14 protein-coding genes are annotated in these 15,938 nt (G+C 71.1%); 3 read left to right on the top strand and 11 right to left on the bottom strand.

Annotated elements, in window-relative coordinates; translation table 11 throughout:
• Positions 1-8: 8 nt before the first annotated feature.
• Positions 9-2,546, bottom strand: coding sequence for an ATP-dependent Clp protease ATP-binding subunit (locus ACPPVO_RS01240; protein ID WP_426509326.1), 2,538 nt, complete (start codon positions 2,544-2,546; stop codon positions 9-11).
• A 384-nt stretch (positions 2,547-2,930) separates the two neighbouring features.
• Positions 2,931-3,287, bottom strand: coding sequence for a histone-like nucleoid-structuring protein Lsr2 (locus ACPPVO_RS01235; protein WP_426509324.1), 357 nt, complete (start codon positions 3,285-3,287; stop codon positions 2,931-2,933).
• 302 nt (positions 3,288-3,589) lie between these two features.
• On the opposite strand from ACPPVO_RS01235, the gene ACPPVO_RS01230 reads away from it, so the two are divergent.
• Positions 3,590-4,309, top strand: coding sequence for a class I SAM-dependent methyltransferase (locus tag ACPPVO_RS01230; protein WP_426509323.1), 720 nt, complete (start codon positions 3,590-3,592; stop codon positions 4,307-4,309).
• Here ACPPVO_RS01230 and ACPPVO_RS01225 read toward each other — a convergent pair.
• On the bottom strand, positions 4,306-5,067 hold the full coding sequence (locus tag ACPPVO_RS01225; RefSeq protein ID WP_360367396.1) for a type III pantothenate kinase: 762 nt from the start codon (positions 5,065-5,067) through the stop codon (positions 4,306-4,308). The genes ACPPVO_RS01230 and ACPPVO_RS01225 overlap by 4 nt on opposite strands.
• Before the next feature lie 44 nt (positions 5,068-5,111).
• Between ACPPVO_RS01225 and ACPPVO_RS01220 the strand changes: the two genes are divergently transcribed.
• Positions 5,112-7,016 (top strand): hypothetical protein, encoded by a 1,905-nt coding sequence (locus tag ACPPVO_RS01220; protein ID WP_426509321.1) that lies wholly within the window; start codon positions 5,112-5,114, stop codon positions 7,014-7,016.
• 8 nt (positions 7,017-7,024) lie between these two features.
• Here the strand turns inward: ACPPVO_RS01220 and nadC are convergent, their stop codons facing one another.
• The 8 genes from nadC to ACPPVO_RS01180 form a co-directional block, all read right to left on the bottom strand.
• Positions 7,025-7,903, bottom strand: a complete 879-nt coding sequence (gene nadC, locus ACPPVO_RS01215; RefSeq protein ID WP_426509319.1) for a carboxylating nicotinate-nucleotide diphosphorylase — start codon at positions 7,901-7,903, stop codon at positions 7,025-7,027.
• A gap of 40 nt (positions 7,904-7,943) precedes the next feature.
• Positions 7,944-9,569, bottom strand: a complete 1,626-nt coding sequence (locus ACPPVO_RS01210) for an L-aspartate oxidase (protein ID WP_426509317.1) — start codon at positions 9,567-9,569, stop codon at positions 7,944-7,946.
• 80 nt (positions 9,570-9,649) lie between these two features.
• The gene (locus ACPPVO_RS01205) at positions 9,650-10,519 is read right to left on the bottom strand and encodes a septum formation family protein (protein WP_426509316.1); all 870 of its coding nucleotides are present in this window, start codon (positions 10,517-10,519) and stop codon (positions 9,650-9,652) included.
• Positions 10,520-10,630: 111 nt separating this feature from the next.
• Positions 10,631-11,536 (bottom strand): septum formation family protein, encoded by a 906-nt coding sequence (locus ACPPVO_RS01200; RefSeq protein ID WP_426509314.1) that lies wholly within the window; start codon positions 11,534-11,536, stop codon positions 10,631-10,633.
• 88 nt (positions 11,537-11,624) lie between these two features.
• Complete coding sequence (gene panD / locus ACPPVO_RS01195; RefSeq protein ID WP_426509312.1) at positions 11,625-12,047, bottom strand: aspartate 1-decarboxylase; 423 nt, start codon at positions 12,045-12,047, stop codon at positions 11,625-11,627.
• Positions 12,044-12,844: a pantoate--beta-alanine ligase gene (gene panC / locus ACPPVO_RS01190; protein WP_426509310.1), complete on the bottom strand. Its 801-nt coding sequence runs from the start codon at positions 12,842-12,844 to the stop codon at positions 12,044-12,046. Before panC ends, panD begins: the two co-directional genes overlap by 4 nt.
• Entirely contained in the window at positions 12,841-13,743 is a 903-nt protein-coding gene (locus ACPPVO_RS01185) for a Rossmann-like and DUF2520 domain-containing protein (RefSeq protein WP_426509308.1), read from the bottom strand. Before ACPPVO_RS01185 ends, panC begins: the two co-directional genes overlap by 4 nt.
• Positions 13,744-13,858: 115 nt before the next feature.
• Positions 13,859-14,404 (bottom strand): TetR/AcrR family transcriptional regulator, encoded by a 546-nt coding sequence (locus ACPPVO_RS01180; RefSeq protein ID WP_426514494.1) that lies wholly within the window; start codon positions 14,402-14,404, stop codon positions 13,859-13,861.
• A gap of 239 nt (positions 14,405-14,643) precedes the next feature.
• Here ACPPVO_RS01180 and ACPPVO_RS01175 point away from each other — a divergent pair, with 239 nt between their 5' ends.
• Entirely contained in the window at positions 14,644-15,936 is a 1,293-nt protein-coding gene (locus tag ACPPVO_RS01175; protein WP_426509307.1) for a D-arabinono-1,4-lactone oxidase, read from the top strand.
• The last annotated feature ends 2 nt before the right edge of the window (positions 15,937-15,938 follow it).

Raw genomic sequence — 15,938 nt, 5'->3', positions numbered from 1 at the left:
GTGCTTCGTCAGGCCGAGGCCTCGTCCGAGCTGCCGCCACCGGCGAGCTCGGCCGGGACGGCGTCGGGCACGTCCGCCGGCTGCTCGGCCCCGCTGAAGACCAGCTTGGACTTCTCGAACTGGGCCGGGTCGCCCTCGCAGTCGATGACGACGATCTGGCCGGGGCGCAGCTCGTTGAAGAGGATGCGCTCGGACAGGGCGTCCTCGATCTCGCGCTGGATCGTGCGGCGCAGCGGCCGCGCGCCCAGCACCGGGTCGTAGCCCTTGTTCGCCAGGAACTTCTTGGCGTTGTCGGTCAGCTCCAGACCCATGTCCTTGTTGCGCAGCTGGCTCTCGATCCGGGCGATCATCAGGTCGACGATGCCGAGGATCTGGTCCTGCATGAGCTGGTGGAAGACGATCGTGTCGTCGATGCGGTTGAGGAACTCCGGGCGGAAGTGCTGCTTCAGCTCGTCGTTGACCTTCTGCTTCATCCGCTCGTAGTTCGACTCGTTGTCCTCCGACGCCTGGAAGCCCAGGGACACGGCCTTGGCCACGTCACGGGTGCCCAGGTTGGTGGTCAGGATGATCACCGTGTTCTTGAAGTCCACGATGCGGCCCTGACCGTCGGTGAGACGGCCGTCCTCCAGGATCTGCAGGAGGGTGTTGAACACGTCCGGGTGGGCCTTCTCGATCTCGTCGAAGAGGACCACCGAGAACGGACGCCGGCGGACCTTCTCGGTCAGCTGGCCGCCCTCGTCGTAGCCCACGTATCCGGGGGGTGCACCGACGAGGCGGGACACCGTGTACCGGTCGTGGAACTCGGACATGTCGAGCTGGATGAGCGCGTCCTCGGAGCCGAAGAGGAACTCGGCGAGCGCCTTGGAGAGCTCGGTCTTACCCACGCCGGACGGGCCGGCGAAGATGAACGAGCCCGAGGGGCGCTTCGGGTCCTTCAGGCCGGCCCGGGTACGCCGGATCGCCTTCGAGACCGCGCGGACCGCGTCCTCCTGGCCGACGAGGCGCTTGTGCAGCTCGTCCTCCATGCGGAGCAGCCGGGCCGTCTCCTCCTCGGTCAGCTTGTAGACCGGGATCCCGGTCCAGTTCGCCAGGACCTCGGCGATCTGCTCGTCGTCGACCTCGGACACAACGTCGAGGTCGCCGGCCTTCCACTCCTTCTCCCGCTGCGCCTTCTGGCCCAGCAGCTGCTTCTCCTTGTCGCGCAGCTGCGCGGCGCGCTCGAAGTCCTGCGCGTCGATCGCGGACTCCTTGTCGCGGCGGACCTGGGCGATCCGCTCGTCGAAGTCGCGCAGGTCTGGCGGAGCAGTCATCCGGCGGATACGCATCCGGGCCCCGGCCTCGTCGATCAGGTCGATCGCCTTGTCCGGCAGGAAGCGGTCGGAGATGTAGCGGTCGGCGAGGGTCGCCGCGGCCACCAGGGCGGCGTCGGTGATCGTCACCCGGTGGTGCGCCTCGTAGCGGTCCCGCAGGCCCTTGAGGATCTCGATGGTGTGCGCCAGTGACGGCTCGCCCACCTGGATCGGCTGGAAGCGCCGCTCGAGGGCGGCGTCCTTCTCGAGGTGCTTGCGGTACTCGTCCAGCGTGGTCGCGCCGATGGTCTGCAGCTCGCCACGGGCCAGCATCGGCTTGAGGATGCTCGCCGCGTCGATCGCGCCCTCGGCCGCACCCGCGCCGACGAGGGTGTGGATCTCGTCGATGAACAGGATGATGTCGCCGCGCGTGCGGATCTCCTTGAGCACCTTCTTGAGGCGCTCCTCGAAGTCACCGCGGTAGCGGGAGCCGGCGACCAGTGCGCCCAGGTCGAGCGTGTAGAGCTGCTTGTCCTTGAGGGTCTCGGGCACCTCGCCCTTGACGATCCGCTGGGACAGCCCCTCGACCACGGCGGTCTTGCCGACGCCGGGCTCGCCGATGAGAACGGGGTTGTTCTTGGTGCGGCGGGACAGCACCTGCATGACCCGCTCGATTTCCTTCTCCCGGCCGATGACGGGGTCGAGCTTGCCCTCGCGCGCGGCCTGGGTGAGGTTGCGACCGAACTGGTCGAGCACCAGGCTCGTGGACGGGGCCGCCTCGCCCGGGGCGCCGGTGCCGGCCGCGGCCGGCTCCTTGCCCTGGTAGCCGGAGAGCAGCTGGATGACCTGCTGGCGGACCCGGTTGAGGTCGGCGCCCAGCTTGACCAGCACCTGGGCCGCGACGCCCTCACCCTCTCGGATGAGGCCGAGGAGGATGTGCTCGGTGCCGATGTAGTTGTGCCCGAGCTGCAGCGCCTCCCGCAACGACAGCTCCAGCACCTTCTTGGCGCGTGGCGTGAACGGGATGTGCCCGCTCGGCGCCTGCTGGCCCTGGCCGATGATCTCCTCGACCTGCTGGCGGACACCCTCCAGCGAGATGCCGAGGCTCTCGAGCGCCTTGGCCGCCACGCCCTCACCCTCGTGGATGAGGCCGAGCAGGATGTGCTCGGTGCCGATGTAGTTGTGGTTGAGCATCCGGGCCTCTTCCTGCGCCAGGACGACAACCCTTCGTGCTCGGTCGGTGAACCGCTCGAACATCCCTGCTCCTCACGTGCCGTGTCCGTCGCCGCCGCTCCTGCGCGGAACCCCTGTCGTGTCGGGGTCGCCACGCCAAAGCTCTGTCGGACGCCAACGTGACCGTGCCATCACTCTATCGCCGCGGGCCGACACATTGCGGGGTGTGCGGCGTTGCCGCACCCCACGATCGGTCGCCGGAACCCCCGGTCCGTCCTTGCCTACCCTCCGGGAACCACGTGTACCCGGCGCTTTCGCCCAACGTTGACACCCGGGCGTCTGTTCCTGCACCCCGGCTCGTACGCCAAGAGCGAAATCGGGTACTTGAACACACAACACCCACCGTAACTGAACCGCTACGGTGGGTGTCTGGAGTGCCTAGAATCGTACAGGGCGCAACAAAGCGCGCTATCGGCCCGCTTCAGCATTAAACCGGTCGACGATTTCCTGCTTGATACGGCCCCGGTCGGACACCTTGATGCCCTTGTTCTGGGCCCATTCCCGAATCGCCTTGTTCTGCTCGCGATCCGCCGCGGCACCGCCCCGGCCGCGGGCACTGGCCGCACGCCCCCCGACCACCACGCCACCCCGGCCGACCTTGGTCGCGACCGACAGGAAGGGGCCGAACGCATCGCGCAGCTTCGTTGCGTTCTTCTTGGACAGGTCGATCTCGTACTGCACGCCGTCGAGCGCGAACTTCACCGTCTCATCGGCTTCTCCGCCGTCGAGGTCGTCGACCAGCACGTGGATGGTCCGCTTGGCCACTGTCGTATTCCCTTCGAGGAAGCCCGCCCCGCGTTGTGCGAATGCAAAGATAACGTAGTAAGGCCGCGTTGCGTCAACGGTACGCCGAAACTCATCGCCCGTGCCAAGGCCAAAGGGATCGTTTCGCTGACGCAAAGGGCGGCGGATTCGCTGGGGGCGATGTCCGAGGTCGGACCGGAGATGAGCGGGCCCGCGACGGGTTCAGGAATAGCTCACGAGCAATGTGCGACGTACAGATCCGTGTTGAGCGCATTGCTATGTGTGACGAGCCCCAGAATGACCGGCGGCGTACGGTTGGCGGCGTGGACTTGAGCAAACACGCGTCATCGTTCGGGGCGGCCGCCGACCTCTACGACCGAATCCGGCCGCGCTATCCCCTCGAGGCCCTGCGCTGGGCCCTCGGCGACGCCCCCCGCGAGATTGTCGATCTGGGGGCGGGCACCGGCATTCTGACCCGTCAGCTGCGCGAACTCGGGCACCGCGTCATCGCCGTGGAACCGGACGACGAAATGCGCCGCCAGATCGACGGCGACGCCCGCGCCGGCCGCGCGACCGCCATTCCCGTCGAGGCGGAAAGCCAGGACGCGGTCACCGCCGGGCAGGCCTATCACTGGTTCGCCGGCGAGCCCGCGCACACCGAGATCGCGCGGGTGCTCAAGCCGGGCGGCTGGTTCATCCCCGTCTGGAACGTCCGCGACGAGTCCGTGCCGTGGGTGGCCGAGCTGTCCGAGGCCTTCGACGGCCACCGGGCCCGCTCGGCGGTCGACGAGCGCGAGCTGACCCCCGACGAGTTCGGACCCCTGTTCGGCACCGCCGAGCTCGAGCTCTTCCACTGGAGCACGACGCACACGCCCGCGTCGCTTGTCGACCTGATCCGGTCCCGCTCGTACTACCTCGTCTCCGACGCCGACACCCGCGCGGCCCTGGAGGAGCGCGTGCGCACGCTGGCGGAGCGCACGGCCGGCGGCGGGCCCTTCGAGCTGCCGTACGTCACGTACACGTACCGTGCGAAAAAGCTCTAGGTGTTCCGCTCGAAGATCAGGCGGAGGCCGATCAGCGTGAGCATCGGCTCGTGATGGGTGACGCTCTGGCACTCCCCGATCACGATAGGGGCGAGGCCACCGGTCGCGACCACGGCCTTGATCTCCCCGCCGAGCTCCGCGGTCACCCCGCGCACGACCCCGTCGACCTGCCCGGCGAACCCGTAGACCACGCCCGACTGCAGGCACTCGACGGTGTTCTTGCCGATCACCCGCGGCGGCTTGACGAGCTCGACCTTGCGCAGCTGGGCCGCGCGGTCGGCGAGCGCGTCGACCGAGATCTCGATCCCCGGGGCGAGCACTCCGCCCAGGAACTCGCCCCGGGCCGACACCACGTCGAAGTTGGTCGAGGTGCCGAAGTCCACCACGATCGAGGGGCCGCCGAAGAGCGTGTACGCCGCCAGAGTGTTCGCCACCCGGTCGGTGCCGACCTCTTTCGGGTTGTCGATGGCCAGCTGGACGCCGGTCCGGACCCCGGGCTCCACGATCACGGTGGGCACATTGCCGTAGTACCGCTGCAGCATCGTGCGCAGCGAGCGCAGGGCCGCGGGCACGGTCGAGCACGCCGCGATGCCGGTCAGGGACACCGCGTCGGTGGCCAGCAGGCCCCGGTAGAGCAGGCCGAGCTCGTCCGCGGTGGCGCGGGCGTCGGTCTTGATCCGCCACGAGTGGACGATCTTCTCGCCCTCGAAGGTGGCAAGCACCGTGTTGGTGTTCCCGATGTCGATGCACAGCAGCACCCCGGAAGCCTAACCAACGGCCCTTCAATTACGATCGCGTGCCAATGATCCTCAACGCCCGCGTGCTGCTCGCGCTCCTGCCGGCGCTCACGCTGGCGTTCGCGGCCGTCGCGCTGCGCCCCCGTGCCGAGGCCGACCGGAGCCTGGCGGTCATCCGCGCGGCGATCGCCGTAGCGGCCGGCGCGGTGCTCTGCGCCGAGCTGTTCTCGCTGCTGCACTGGATTTCGCCGGTACCTTTCCTGCTCGCCTGGCTCGCCGCCACCCTCGGCACCGGGTGGCTGGCCTGGCGCTCGGTGGAGCACAGGCCCGGCCGGCCGAGGTTGCGGAACCCGGGCCCCGTCGTGCTGAGCATCCAGGTCGTCGTCGGGCTGCTCGTCGCCAGCGAGCTGGTGCTGGCCGTCGCGAGCTCGCCGAACAACTTCGACTCGAACAGCTACCACCTGGCCAAGATCGAGCACTGGGTCGCCGACGGCAGCATCGGCAACTTCGCCACCACGCAGACCCAGCAGATCATCCTGGTCCCCGGGGCCGAGCTGCTCCTGCTCCACCTGCGCCTGCTCACCGGCGGCGACGCGCCGTTCAACCTGCTGCAGTGGGCCGCCGGGCTGCTGGGCGCCCTGGCCGTGGCCCGCTGCGCCGGTCAACTCGGGGCCGGGCGGGCCGGGCAGTGGCTGGCCGCGGCCGTGTTCCTCACCGCCCCCGCGGTCGCCCTGGAGTCCACCAGCACCCAGAACGACCTCGTGGTCACCGCCTGGGTCGCCTGCGCCGCGACGCTCGCCCTGGAGGCCCGCCGCGCGCCCGCCACCTGGCCGCAGATCCTCGCGCTGGCCGGCGCCGCGGGGCTGGTCACGGTGACGAAGTCGACCGGCCTCATGGCCCTGCTGCCGGTCCTCGTCTACTGGGGCGTCGCCCAACTGCGGCAGAAAAGCTTCAAGCCGGTGTTGTACGCGCTGTGCTCCGTCGGCCTCGCCGTCGCCGCCCTGGCCGGCCCGTCGCTGCTGCGGGTCCAGGAGGCGTTCGGCTCCCCGTTCGGCCCGCCCGGGTACCGCGAGGCGCTCTCCACCACCCGCCACGACCCGCCCGCGATCCTCGTCAACGGCCTGCGGCTGGGCGCCTCGACGCTGCTGAGCCCGGTGGAGGCGGCCAACGAGGCGATCGGCGCCTCGGTCGTCCGCGTCGCCGGCGCGGTCGGCGTGGACCCGAACGACCCGGGCATCACGCAGTGGCGCAGCGTCTTCCCCGGCGACCGGTGGAAGCCCGACGAGGACCGCTCCCCGTACCCCGTGCAATCCGCGCTCGTGCTGCTCGGCACCGTCGTCGGCCTGTGCGTGCGGCGCACCCGCGGCTACACGCTGGTCGTCCTGGGCGCGCTGCTCACCACGGCGGCGATCGTGAAGTGGCAGTACTGGGGCAACCGCCTGATCCTGCCCGCCTTCGCGGTGGCGGCCCCGCTGGCCGGCTTCGCCCTGGAGCGGGCCCTGCGGGTCGAGCGGAACGCGGTCCGGTGGGCCCTCAGCGCCCTGGTGGCGGTCGTCCTGCTGGCCGGGGCGGCGCACGGGTACGTCGCGGTGTACTACGGCCAGCCCCGCCGGCTCGTGGGCCAGGGCTCGGTGTTCACGCAGGACGACTGGCAGGAGCGCTTCGTGCGGATGCCGGACCAGGCGGCGAGCTACCGCACGGCGATCGACCAGGTGCGCGCCAGCGGGGCCCGTCGCGTGGGACTCGTGCTGGACGGGGACCTGTGGGAGTACCCCCTCCAGATCGAACTGCGGGACCGTCAGCTGGTCGAGCTCGAGTCCCAGGTCCCCGGGCACCCGCCCGCGAGTGTCACGTCGGTCGATGCGGTCGTGTGCATCGGCGATCCCGACCACTGCCGCCGGATCGTCCCGGCGAACTGGCGGTACAACCGCATCGACCCCTTGGTGACGACGGCCTTCCCGCCCGCCTAGGCCCTGTCCTAGTGCAGGCGCAGGTCCATGGCGATGTCCAGGATCGGCGAGGAGTGCGTCAGGCCGCCGACGGAGAGGTAGTCGACGCCCGTGGCCGCGTACTCGGCCGCCGTGTCCAGGGTCAGGTTTCCGGTCGCCTCGAGCTCGGCGCGGCCGCCGACCGCGCTGACGACCTCCCGCAGCGTCTCCGGCCGCATGTTGTCCAGCAGCAGGAACGTCGCGCCGGCGGTGACCGCCTCGACGGCCTCGCCGACGGTGGTCACCTCGACCTGCACCGGCACGTCGGGGAACGCGGCGCGCACCCGCTCGTACGCGGCCGTGATCCCGCCCGCGGCCAGCTTGTGGTTGTCCTTGATCATGGCGACGTCGTAGAGACCCATGCGCTTGTTGGTGCCGCCGCCCGCCCGGACCGCGTACTTCTCGAGGATGCGCAGGCCCGGAGTGGTCTTGCGGGTGTCGAGCACGAGCGCCTCGGTGCCCTCCAGCAGGTCCGCCCAGCGGCGGGTGTGGGTGGCGACGCCCGACATCCGGCAGAGCAGGTTCAGCGCGGAACGCTCGGCGGTGAGCAGGCCCCGGGTCGGCCCGTGGATGGTGGCCAGCACGTCGCCGCGCACGACCCGCTCGCCGTCGCGCTTCTTCACCTCCGCGGTGACGCTGCCGGAGGCGGCCTCGAACACCGCGACGGCGACCCAGACGCCGGCGACGACCCCGTCCGCGCGGGCCACGATGTCCGCGTCGTCGGTCTGGTCCGCGGGGATGGTCGCCACGCTGGTGACGTCGAGCCGGTCCGGCCCGAGGTCCTCGGTCAGGGTGCGCTGGACGATCTCCTCGACCACCGCGGGGTCGAGTCCGACCTTGCGCAGCTCGGCCTCGGTTTGAAGCCTCACAGGACACTCCTCAGCGCCTCGGTGCGGTTGCAGTCGATGTTCACGCGTCCTCCCAGGTTTCCGTGAGGGCGCCGGCGTCGTCGAGGGCGGCGAGGAAGTGCCCCCGGTACACGTCGCTGGCGTCGGGAAAGTCCTCGCGCCAGTGGCAGCCGCGGGTCTCCTGCCGCTGCGTTGCGGCCGCGACCAGGGCACTGGCGACGGTCAGCAGGTTGCTCGCCTCCCAGGCGGCCACGTTCGCGGCGGCCCGGTCGAGCGAGAGCTTCGTGAGCGCCTGCGCGGCCTGCTCCAGCGAGTCGCCGCTGCGCAGCACCGAGGCGTGCGCGGACATCGCGGCCTGCAGGTGCGGGCGGATGGCGGGGTCGGCGGACCAGGCGGGGCGGTCCACCACGACCGGGTCGGCCTGCTCGGGCAGGTCGCGCGCGATGTCCTCGGCGATGCGGCGGGAGAAGACCAGCCCCTCCAGCAGCGAGTTGGACGCCAGGCGGTTGGCGCCGTGCACGCCGGTGCAGGCGACCTCGCCGCACGCGTACAGGCCGGGGATCGAGGTGCGGCCGCGCAGGTCCGTGCGCACCCCGCCGGAGGCGTAGTGGGCCGCGGGCGAGACCGGGATCAGGTCGGCGGCGGGGTCGACGCCGGCGGCGCGGCAGGAGGCGACGATGGTGGGGAAGCGCGCCTCGAGGAACTCGCGGCCCAGGTGGCGGGCGTCGAGCCAGACGTTGTTCGTGCCCTCGGCCCGCATGACCCGGTAGATGCCCTTGGCGACCACGTCGCGCGGGGCCAGCTCGGCGAGGTCGTGCCGGCCGACCATGAAGCGGTTGCCGTCGCCGTCACGCAGGTAGGCGCCCTCGCCCCGCAGCGCCTCGCTGACCAGCGGCTGCTGCGAGTCACGGTTGCCCAGCGCCAGCGCGGTCGGGTGGAACTGCACGAACTCCAGGTCGGTGACCCGCGCCCCGGCCCGCAGCGCGAGCGCGACGCCGTCGCCGGTGGAGACGATCGGGTTGGTGGTGGCGGCGAAGATCTGGCCCATGCCGCCGGTGGCGAGCACGACCGCGCGCGCGTGGACCGCGCCGACGCCGTCCTCCGCGCCCTCGCCGAGCACGTGCAGGGTCACGCCGGCGGCCCGCCCGCTCGCGTCGGTGAGCAGGTCGAGCACGAGCGCGTGCTCGATGAGCCGGATCCAGGGGTCCCGGTGTACCGCCGCGTGCAGCGCCCGCTGCACCTCGGCCCCGGTGGCGTCCCCGCCGGCGTGGATGATCCGGTTGGCGTGGTGCCCGCCCTCGCGGGTCAGCATGAGCGAGCCGTCGTTGTTACGGTCGAACTCGGCGCCCCAGCGGATCAGCTCGCGGACCCGGGTCGGCCCCTCCCGCACCAGCACGTCCACGGCCTCCGGGTCGCACAGCCCGACCCCGGCCACGAGCGTGTCCTGCGCGTGCGCCTCGGGCGTGTCGAGCGGATCGAGCACCGCCGCGATCCCGCCCTGCGCCCACCGGGTCGACCCGTCATCGATGTTGACCTTGGTGACGACGGTGACGTGGAGCCCCGCCTCGCGCAGGTGCAGCGCGGCGGTCAGCCCCGCGACCCCGGACCCGATGACGACAACGTCGGTCGGCTCCGCCCAGCCGGGCGGTGGCCCCGCGAGGCGGCGCGGGACGGTCGGCCCGTTCATGCCTGCTGTCATCACTACAGTCAACATCACGCACCCGTTCGGCGGGTGGTGATGTCCGTCGCCCTCCCGTAACGCCCCGTTCAGGCCAGCGGGAGCGGTGCGGAGCCGAGATTGTGCACCGACGACTTCAGGGGCTTGGCGCTCATCAGGTAGCAGGTGAACGCCTGGTCGCTGCCGAGCCACTCGTTCGCCGTCTTCGGCCCGACGGAGCCGGCGCTGAGGTCGGCACGGCCCCCGTCGGCCGGGAGACCGAGGTAGCCCAGGCCCACCGACGTGCACCCCTTGGCCGTGGCCGACTGGACGGCCGCCTCGTCGAACGGGGCCTCGGGCGGCGTGATGGTGTAGACGCCCGAGTACTCGCCGTCGTGCGGGTCGGAGCACTGGACGTACGACAACTGGTTCTGGTCCTTTTTGATGCAGGCGATGGCGAGCGCCGAATCCTGGGCGAGGGCCCCCTTGAGCGAGCCGGAGCGCGGCGCGAACTCGTCCCCGGTCGGCCCGGTCACCTCGGCCAGCCCACACCCGAAGAACCCGTCGGTCGCGGGCTTGATCCACGCCGCCACGATCTGCAGGCGCGCCTCGTGCCAGCCGCCGGAGAGGAACAGCGGCCCCTCGACGAGACAGGCGCGCCGCGCCTGGGCGTACAGCAGCGCCTGGGTGACCTTGACGTCGTCGCCCTTGGCATCATCGAGGCGGTGGAGCAGGTCCTTGCCAACCTGCCCGACGTGGAACAGTTCGACGGTGTGCATGCCGGCGCAGTCGACGGGCGCCCCGTCCCAGGGCAGCGCGGCCTTGGCCCCGTTGGCGTCAACCTTGTAGCAGGTCCCGGCCTTGGGCGCCGCGGCCGGCGGCGAGCCGGGGATGTCCCGCCCTTGCCCGCGCTCGTACATCCAGTAGAGCCCGCCACCGATGAGCGCCACAACCACGACAATGAGGGCGACCCGCTTCATGAGGAAGCAGTCTGCGTTACCCACCGGTAACTGTCCAGCTCGCACGGGCGAAAAGCGACGCCCCGGGCGGCGGAGCCGGCCCGGGGCGTCGAAAGCGGTGTCGCCGCAGCGTCAGAGCGTGCCGCTACCGAGGTTCTTGATGGACTTCGTGACCGTCTTCTTGTCGAAGAGCATCGCGTAGCAGCGGGCCGAGCGGTTGCCCCGGTTCCAGCTCTCCTCGTCGACCATCCAGAAGCCGATGCCGACCTGCTGGTGGTTGGTCAGCTGCGACGCCGACATGCCGAGGTACTTCGCGCCCAGGGCCTCGCAGCCCGGGCGCATCGCGGTCTTGCGCTCGTCCGAGTTCGACGGGAAGGGGCGGTCGGTCGAGGTGTACGTGCCGACGTACTCCATGTTGTGCGTCGCCGTGCACGAGGCCGGCGTGTAGTCCAGCCACGTCTTGCCGTCGGTGTCGTACACCTCCATGGCGCACGTCAGCGCCAGCGGCTTGTCCCCGCTCAGGGTGCCCTTGAGGCTGCCCGAGCGCGAGACCGGCTTGTCGCCGTCGCTCACCACCTCGGCCAGGTCGCAGCGCAGGTAGCGCGCGCCCGCGGACCACTGGGTCGAGGACGGGACCAGCACGATGAGCTCGAGGCGGCCGTCGTGGAAGTCGCCGCCGAGGAACTTCTCGGCCTCGGTGTTGCACTTGGCCCAGCCGTCCTTGAGCGCCTCGCCCTTCGGCGGGGTCGTGCCGCTCGCGGCGGTGCCGGTGAGGTCGCCGACGTAGAAGGTCTCGCTCGCGTGCGAGGACGAGCACGAGTCCACCGGCTTGAAGGAGAACTGCGTCGTCGTGTCGGTGGCGAAGAAGTCGACGGACGTCGAGTAGCACGCCCCGGACGGCGGCGGCGGGATCTTGGGCGCAGCCAGCATCGCCCAGTCGTCGGTAAGGTCCTTGTCGGTGCCGGCCGGCGTGCCGCAGCCCGCCAACACGGCCAGGGCCATCACCGGCACCAGCGCCGCGATCAGCTTGCGCGCCATCCTCGTCTGTCCCTCCCCCGGGCTTCGGCAGATGCCACGGCAGTCTGCCCAACCTTAGACGGGGTTGGCAACAGGTCGATAAACGCTGTCAAGAGCGGACGAGATCCCCCCGGACGGGAGAACCCGCCATTCCGGGCACGGCGTCGGCCGGGTCCTGGCCGAGCTCGAGCACGCGGTTGTCGGCATCGACGTGGACGATCCGCGGCCGGTAGGTGCGGGCCGTCGCGTCGTCGAGTTGGGCGTACGAGATCAGGATGACCAGATCACCCGGGTGCACGAGGTGCGCCGCGGCGCCGTTGATGCCGATGACGCCCGAGCCGCGCGGGCCCGCGATGACGTACGTCTCCAGCCGCGCCCCGTTCGTGACGTCCACGATCGCGACCTGCTCGCCCGCGAGCAGATCCGCCGCGTCCATCAGATCCTCGTCCACTGTCACGGATCCGACATAGTGCAGATCGGCCTGCGTGACGGTGGCCCGGTGAATCTTGGACTTCAGCATCGTGCGGATCACAGCTCGGCTCCCAGGTTGTCGATCAGTCGGGTGCCGCCCACCCAGGCGGCGGTCAGGGCGCGGGCCGGCCCGTGCGCCGGGGCGGGCCCGAGCATCGGGTCGGTGAGCACCAGGTAGTCGAGCTTGACCTCGGGCACCGCGGCGAACTCGGCCAGCCCGGCCTCCACCGAGCCCGCGGCCGCCGTCGCGGCCAGCGCGCGGTGCAGCACCAGCGCGGCCTCCCGCTCGGCCGGCGCCAGGTACCGGTTGCGGCTGGACAGCGCCAGCCCGTCGGCCTCGCGCACGGTCGGCACCCCGCGGACCTCGATCGGCAGGTCGAAGTCGCGGGCCATCGCCCGGATCAGCGTGAGCTGCTGGTAGTCCTTCTCGCCGAAGTACGCCCGGTCGGGCCGGGTGAGCTGGAACAGCTTGTTGACCACGGTGAGCACCCCGTGGAAGAAGCCCGGCCGGCTCGCGCCCTCCAGGACGTTGCCGAGCGGGCCGGGGTCGACGCGGACCGCGGGCTCGCCCTGCGGGTACATCACCTCGCGGGTCGGGGCGTAGACCAGGTCCACGCCCTCGGCGCGGGCCACCTCGAGGTCCGCCTCCATGGTCCGCGGGTACCGGTCGAAGTCCTCGTTCGGCCCGAACTGCAGCGGGTTCACGAAGATGGTCAGCAGCACCGACCTCGCCTCGGCGCGCGCCTGCCGGATGAGCGTGGCGTGCCCCTCGTGCAGGGCGCCCATCGTCATCACGACGGCGACGTCGCCCGGCAGCGAGGCGTCACGCAGCGACGCCCGATCGGAGACGACCCTCATGCGATCCGCTCCTTCGAAGAGGCGTCGGCGAGCACGTCGAGCAGTGGCACGGCGTCCTGCGGGCGCAGGCGACCCGCGGCGATGACCCGGTCGGCGGTCCGGCGGGCCAGCGCGAGATAGGGCGGTACCGAACCCGGAGCGACGGCATCGAGGGCCCGCAGGTGCTTGCGGACGGTGCCGGCGTCCCCTCGCGAGACCGGACCGGTGATCGCGGCGTCGCCGAGCCGGAGCGTGTTGTCCAGAGCGGCCCCCAGCAGCGGGGCCAGCACGCGCTCGGGCTGGTGCACGCCCGCGTCGCGCAGCCGGTCCATCGCCTCGGCCACGAGGGTGGCGAGGTGGTTCGCGCCGTGGGCGAGCGCGGCGTGGTACAGCGGCCGCCGCTCCTCCGCGATCCACTCGATGACGCCGTGCAGGTCACGGACCAGCCCCTCGGCGAACGCGCGCAGCTCCTCGGGGGCGGTGACGCCGAAGGAGATGCCGGCCGCGAGCCGGTCGAGGTCGGCCTCGGTGCCGGTGAAGGTCATGGCCGGGTGCAGCGCGAGCGGGAACGCGCCGGCCGCCGCTCCAGGTGCGAGCACGGCCAGGCCGTGGGCGCCGGAGGTGTGGGCGACGATCTGGCCCGGGCGCAGGGCGCCGGTCTCGGCGAGGCCGGTGACCAGGGCGGCGAGGGCGTCGTCGGGGACCGCCAGGATGACGAGGTCGGCGGCGGCGGTCACCTCGTCGGCGGGAAGCAGGCGCGCGTGCGGCAGCAGGGCCTGGGCGCGGGACTTGGAGGCGGCCGAGACGGCCACGGCGGCGACCACGGTGTGTCCGGCGCGCTCGAGCGCGGCGCCGAGCACCGCCCCGACCCGTCCGGCGCCGATGACGCCGATGTTTCTGCTGGTGAAAGCGTTGTGCATGCGATCGATCCAGTCCTCGTGGTGCGGTACCGGTCGATCAGAAGTATGCGTCGCAGTGGGCAAAGCGGACAGTTGTTGTGGGATTCTCAACAGCCCGCCTTGCCCGCGTGGAACATCAGAGCCGGTGGTGCAGATACTCCTTGATCAGTGCCTTCGCCTCGCCCAGCACGACCGGGTCGCCGTCGGTGGACCGGCGGAACGCGAGCTTGATGAGCGCGTCCGCGGCCTCGACCGCGATCGCCAGCACGAACTGCAGCCGCTTGGCGTCGAGGATGCCGAAGCGCTCGATGAGCAGGCCCGACAGCTGCGAGACGATGACGTCGTTGTTGTCCCGCTCGTCGTCGAGCAGGTGAATGTCCACGACGTCACCGAAGTGCAGCGTGCGGAAGCCCGGCACGGTGCGGTGCATGTCGATGTACTCGTCGATGGCCGCGTCCACCGCGTCCCACCAGTGCGCAATGCCCTCGTCGGCCAGCCGGGCGCCGAGGCGCTCCAGGTAACCCTCGAGGCTGCGCAGTGTCAGGGCCTGCACGATGGCCCGCTTGTCCGGGAAGAACTGGTAGACCGAGCCGATTGCCACCCCCGCCCGTTCCGCCAGGAGCGTCGTGGTGAGTCCGTCGTACCCCACCTCGTCGACCAGCTCGGCGCAGGCGTCGAGCATCCGCCCGACCCGCGCCACGCTGCGCCCCTGCACCGGAACCCGGCGCAACGGCTTCGTCCCGGCGCCGGCCACTGTCTGCGTCGCCACCCGGTCTGCCCCCTCTACCTCGTCGGGCCTGGCCGATAGCCAAGTTGCCCGCCTTTGAAACCTACTCACGTCAACGACCGGGCACGATCGACGGATAGGGCATTTCACCCTTGTGATTGACGGGGGGCATACATGAAGGGTACTCAGGTTTCGTGACTTCTCCGTGGTCCAACTGGGCCGGCAACCACACCGCGACCCCCGCCCGGGTCGCCCACCCGGCCAGCGCCTCTGAGCTGGGCGAATGCCTCCGCGCGGCGGCTTCGGAGGGGCTTGCAGTCAAGGCCGTCGGCAGCGGCCACAGCTTCACGCCGGCGGCGCTGACCGACGGCGTCCGGGTCGAACTGGACCGGATGGCGTCCCTCGTCCGGGTGGACGGAAATCTCGTCACGGTCCAGGCGGGCATGAAGCTTTCCTCGCTCAACGCCACCCTGGCCGCCACCGGGCTGGCGATGCCCAACCTCGGCGACATCGACGCGCAGACGATCTCGGGCGCGCTGTCGACGGGCACGCACGGCACCGGGGCCGGGTACGGCTGCCTGTCCACGTTCATCGAGGCGCTCACCGTGGTCACCGCCGACGGCGCGGAGCTGTCGTGCTCGGCGACGCAGAACCCGGACCTCTTCGCCGCGGCGCGGGTCAACATCGGCGCGCTGGGCGTGCTCAGCACCGTGACCCTGCGCTGCGTGCCGGCGTTCACGCTGCGGGCCGACGAGCGCCCGGCGAGCCTGAACGACGTCTGGTCGGGCCTCGACGAGCACGTCGGCACCAACGAGCACTTCGAGTTCTACTGGTTCCCGTACACCGACCGCGTGCAGATGAAGCGCAACAACACCGTGCCGGCCGCGGACGCGCCGCTGCCGGGCTGGCGCCGGTGGCTCGACGACGACTTCCTCTCCAACACGGTCTTCGGCGCCGCGTGCCGTCTCGGTCGCGCCATTCCGGCGACGGTACCGACGGTCAGCCGCGTCTCCGCGCGAGCGCTCTCGGCGCGCACGTACACCGCAAGCTCCCACGAGGTCTTCTGCACACCGCGCCGGGTCCGGTTCGTCGAGATGGAGTACGGGCTGCCCCGCGCCGCCCTGCGGGAGGCGTTCGACGGGCTGCGGAAGATCGTCGACGGGCTGCCGTACAAGATCCAGTTCCCGGTGGAGGTGCGCTTCACGGCGGCCGACGACATCTGGCTGTCGCACGGCTACGGGCGCGACAACGCCTACGTCGCCATCCACCAGTACGTGGGCGCGCCCTACGAGGAGTACTTCCGCCGCTTCGAGGAGGTCACCACGCCCCTGGGCGGCCGGCCGCACTGGGGCAAGATGAACTTCCGCACGGCGGAGTCGCTGGCGCAGGCCTACCCGCGCTTCGCCGACTTCACCGCGCTGCGCGACAAGCTGGACCCGAACCGCGTATTCGCGAACGTCTACACGGAACGGGTCCTGGGCGCTTAGGC

This window comes from Dactylosporangium sp. McL0621 (assembly GCF_049995355.1).
Classification (GTDB): domain Bacteria; phylum Actinomycetota; class Actinomycetes; order Mycobacteriales; family Micromonosporaceae; genus Dactylosporangium.
Note: the sequence above shows the minus strand (reverse complement) of the source record. Positions and strands in the feature narration are given on the sequence as shown.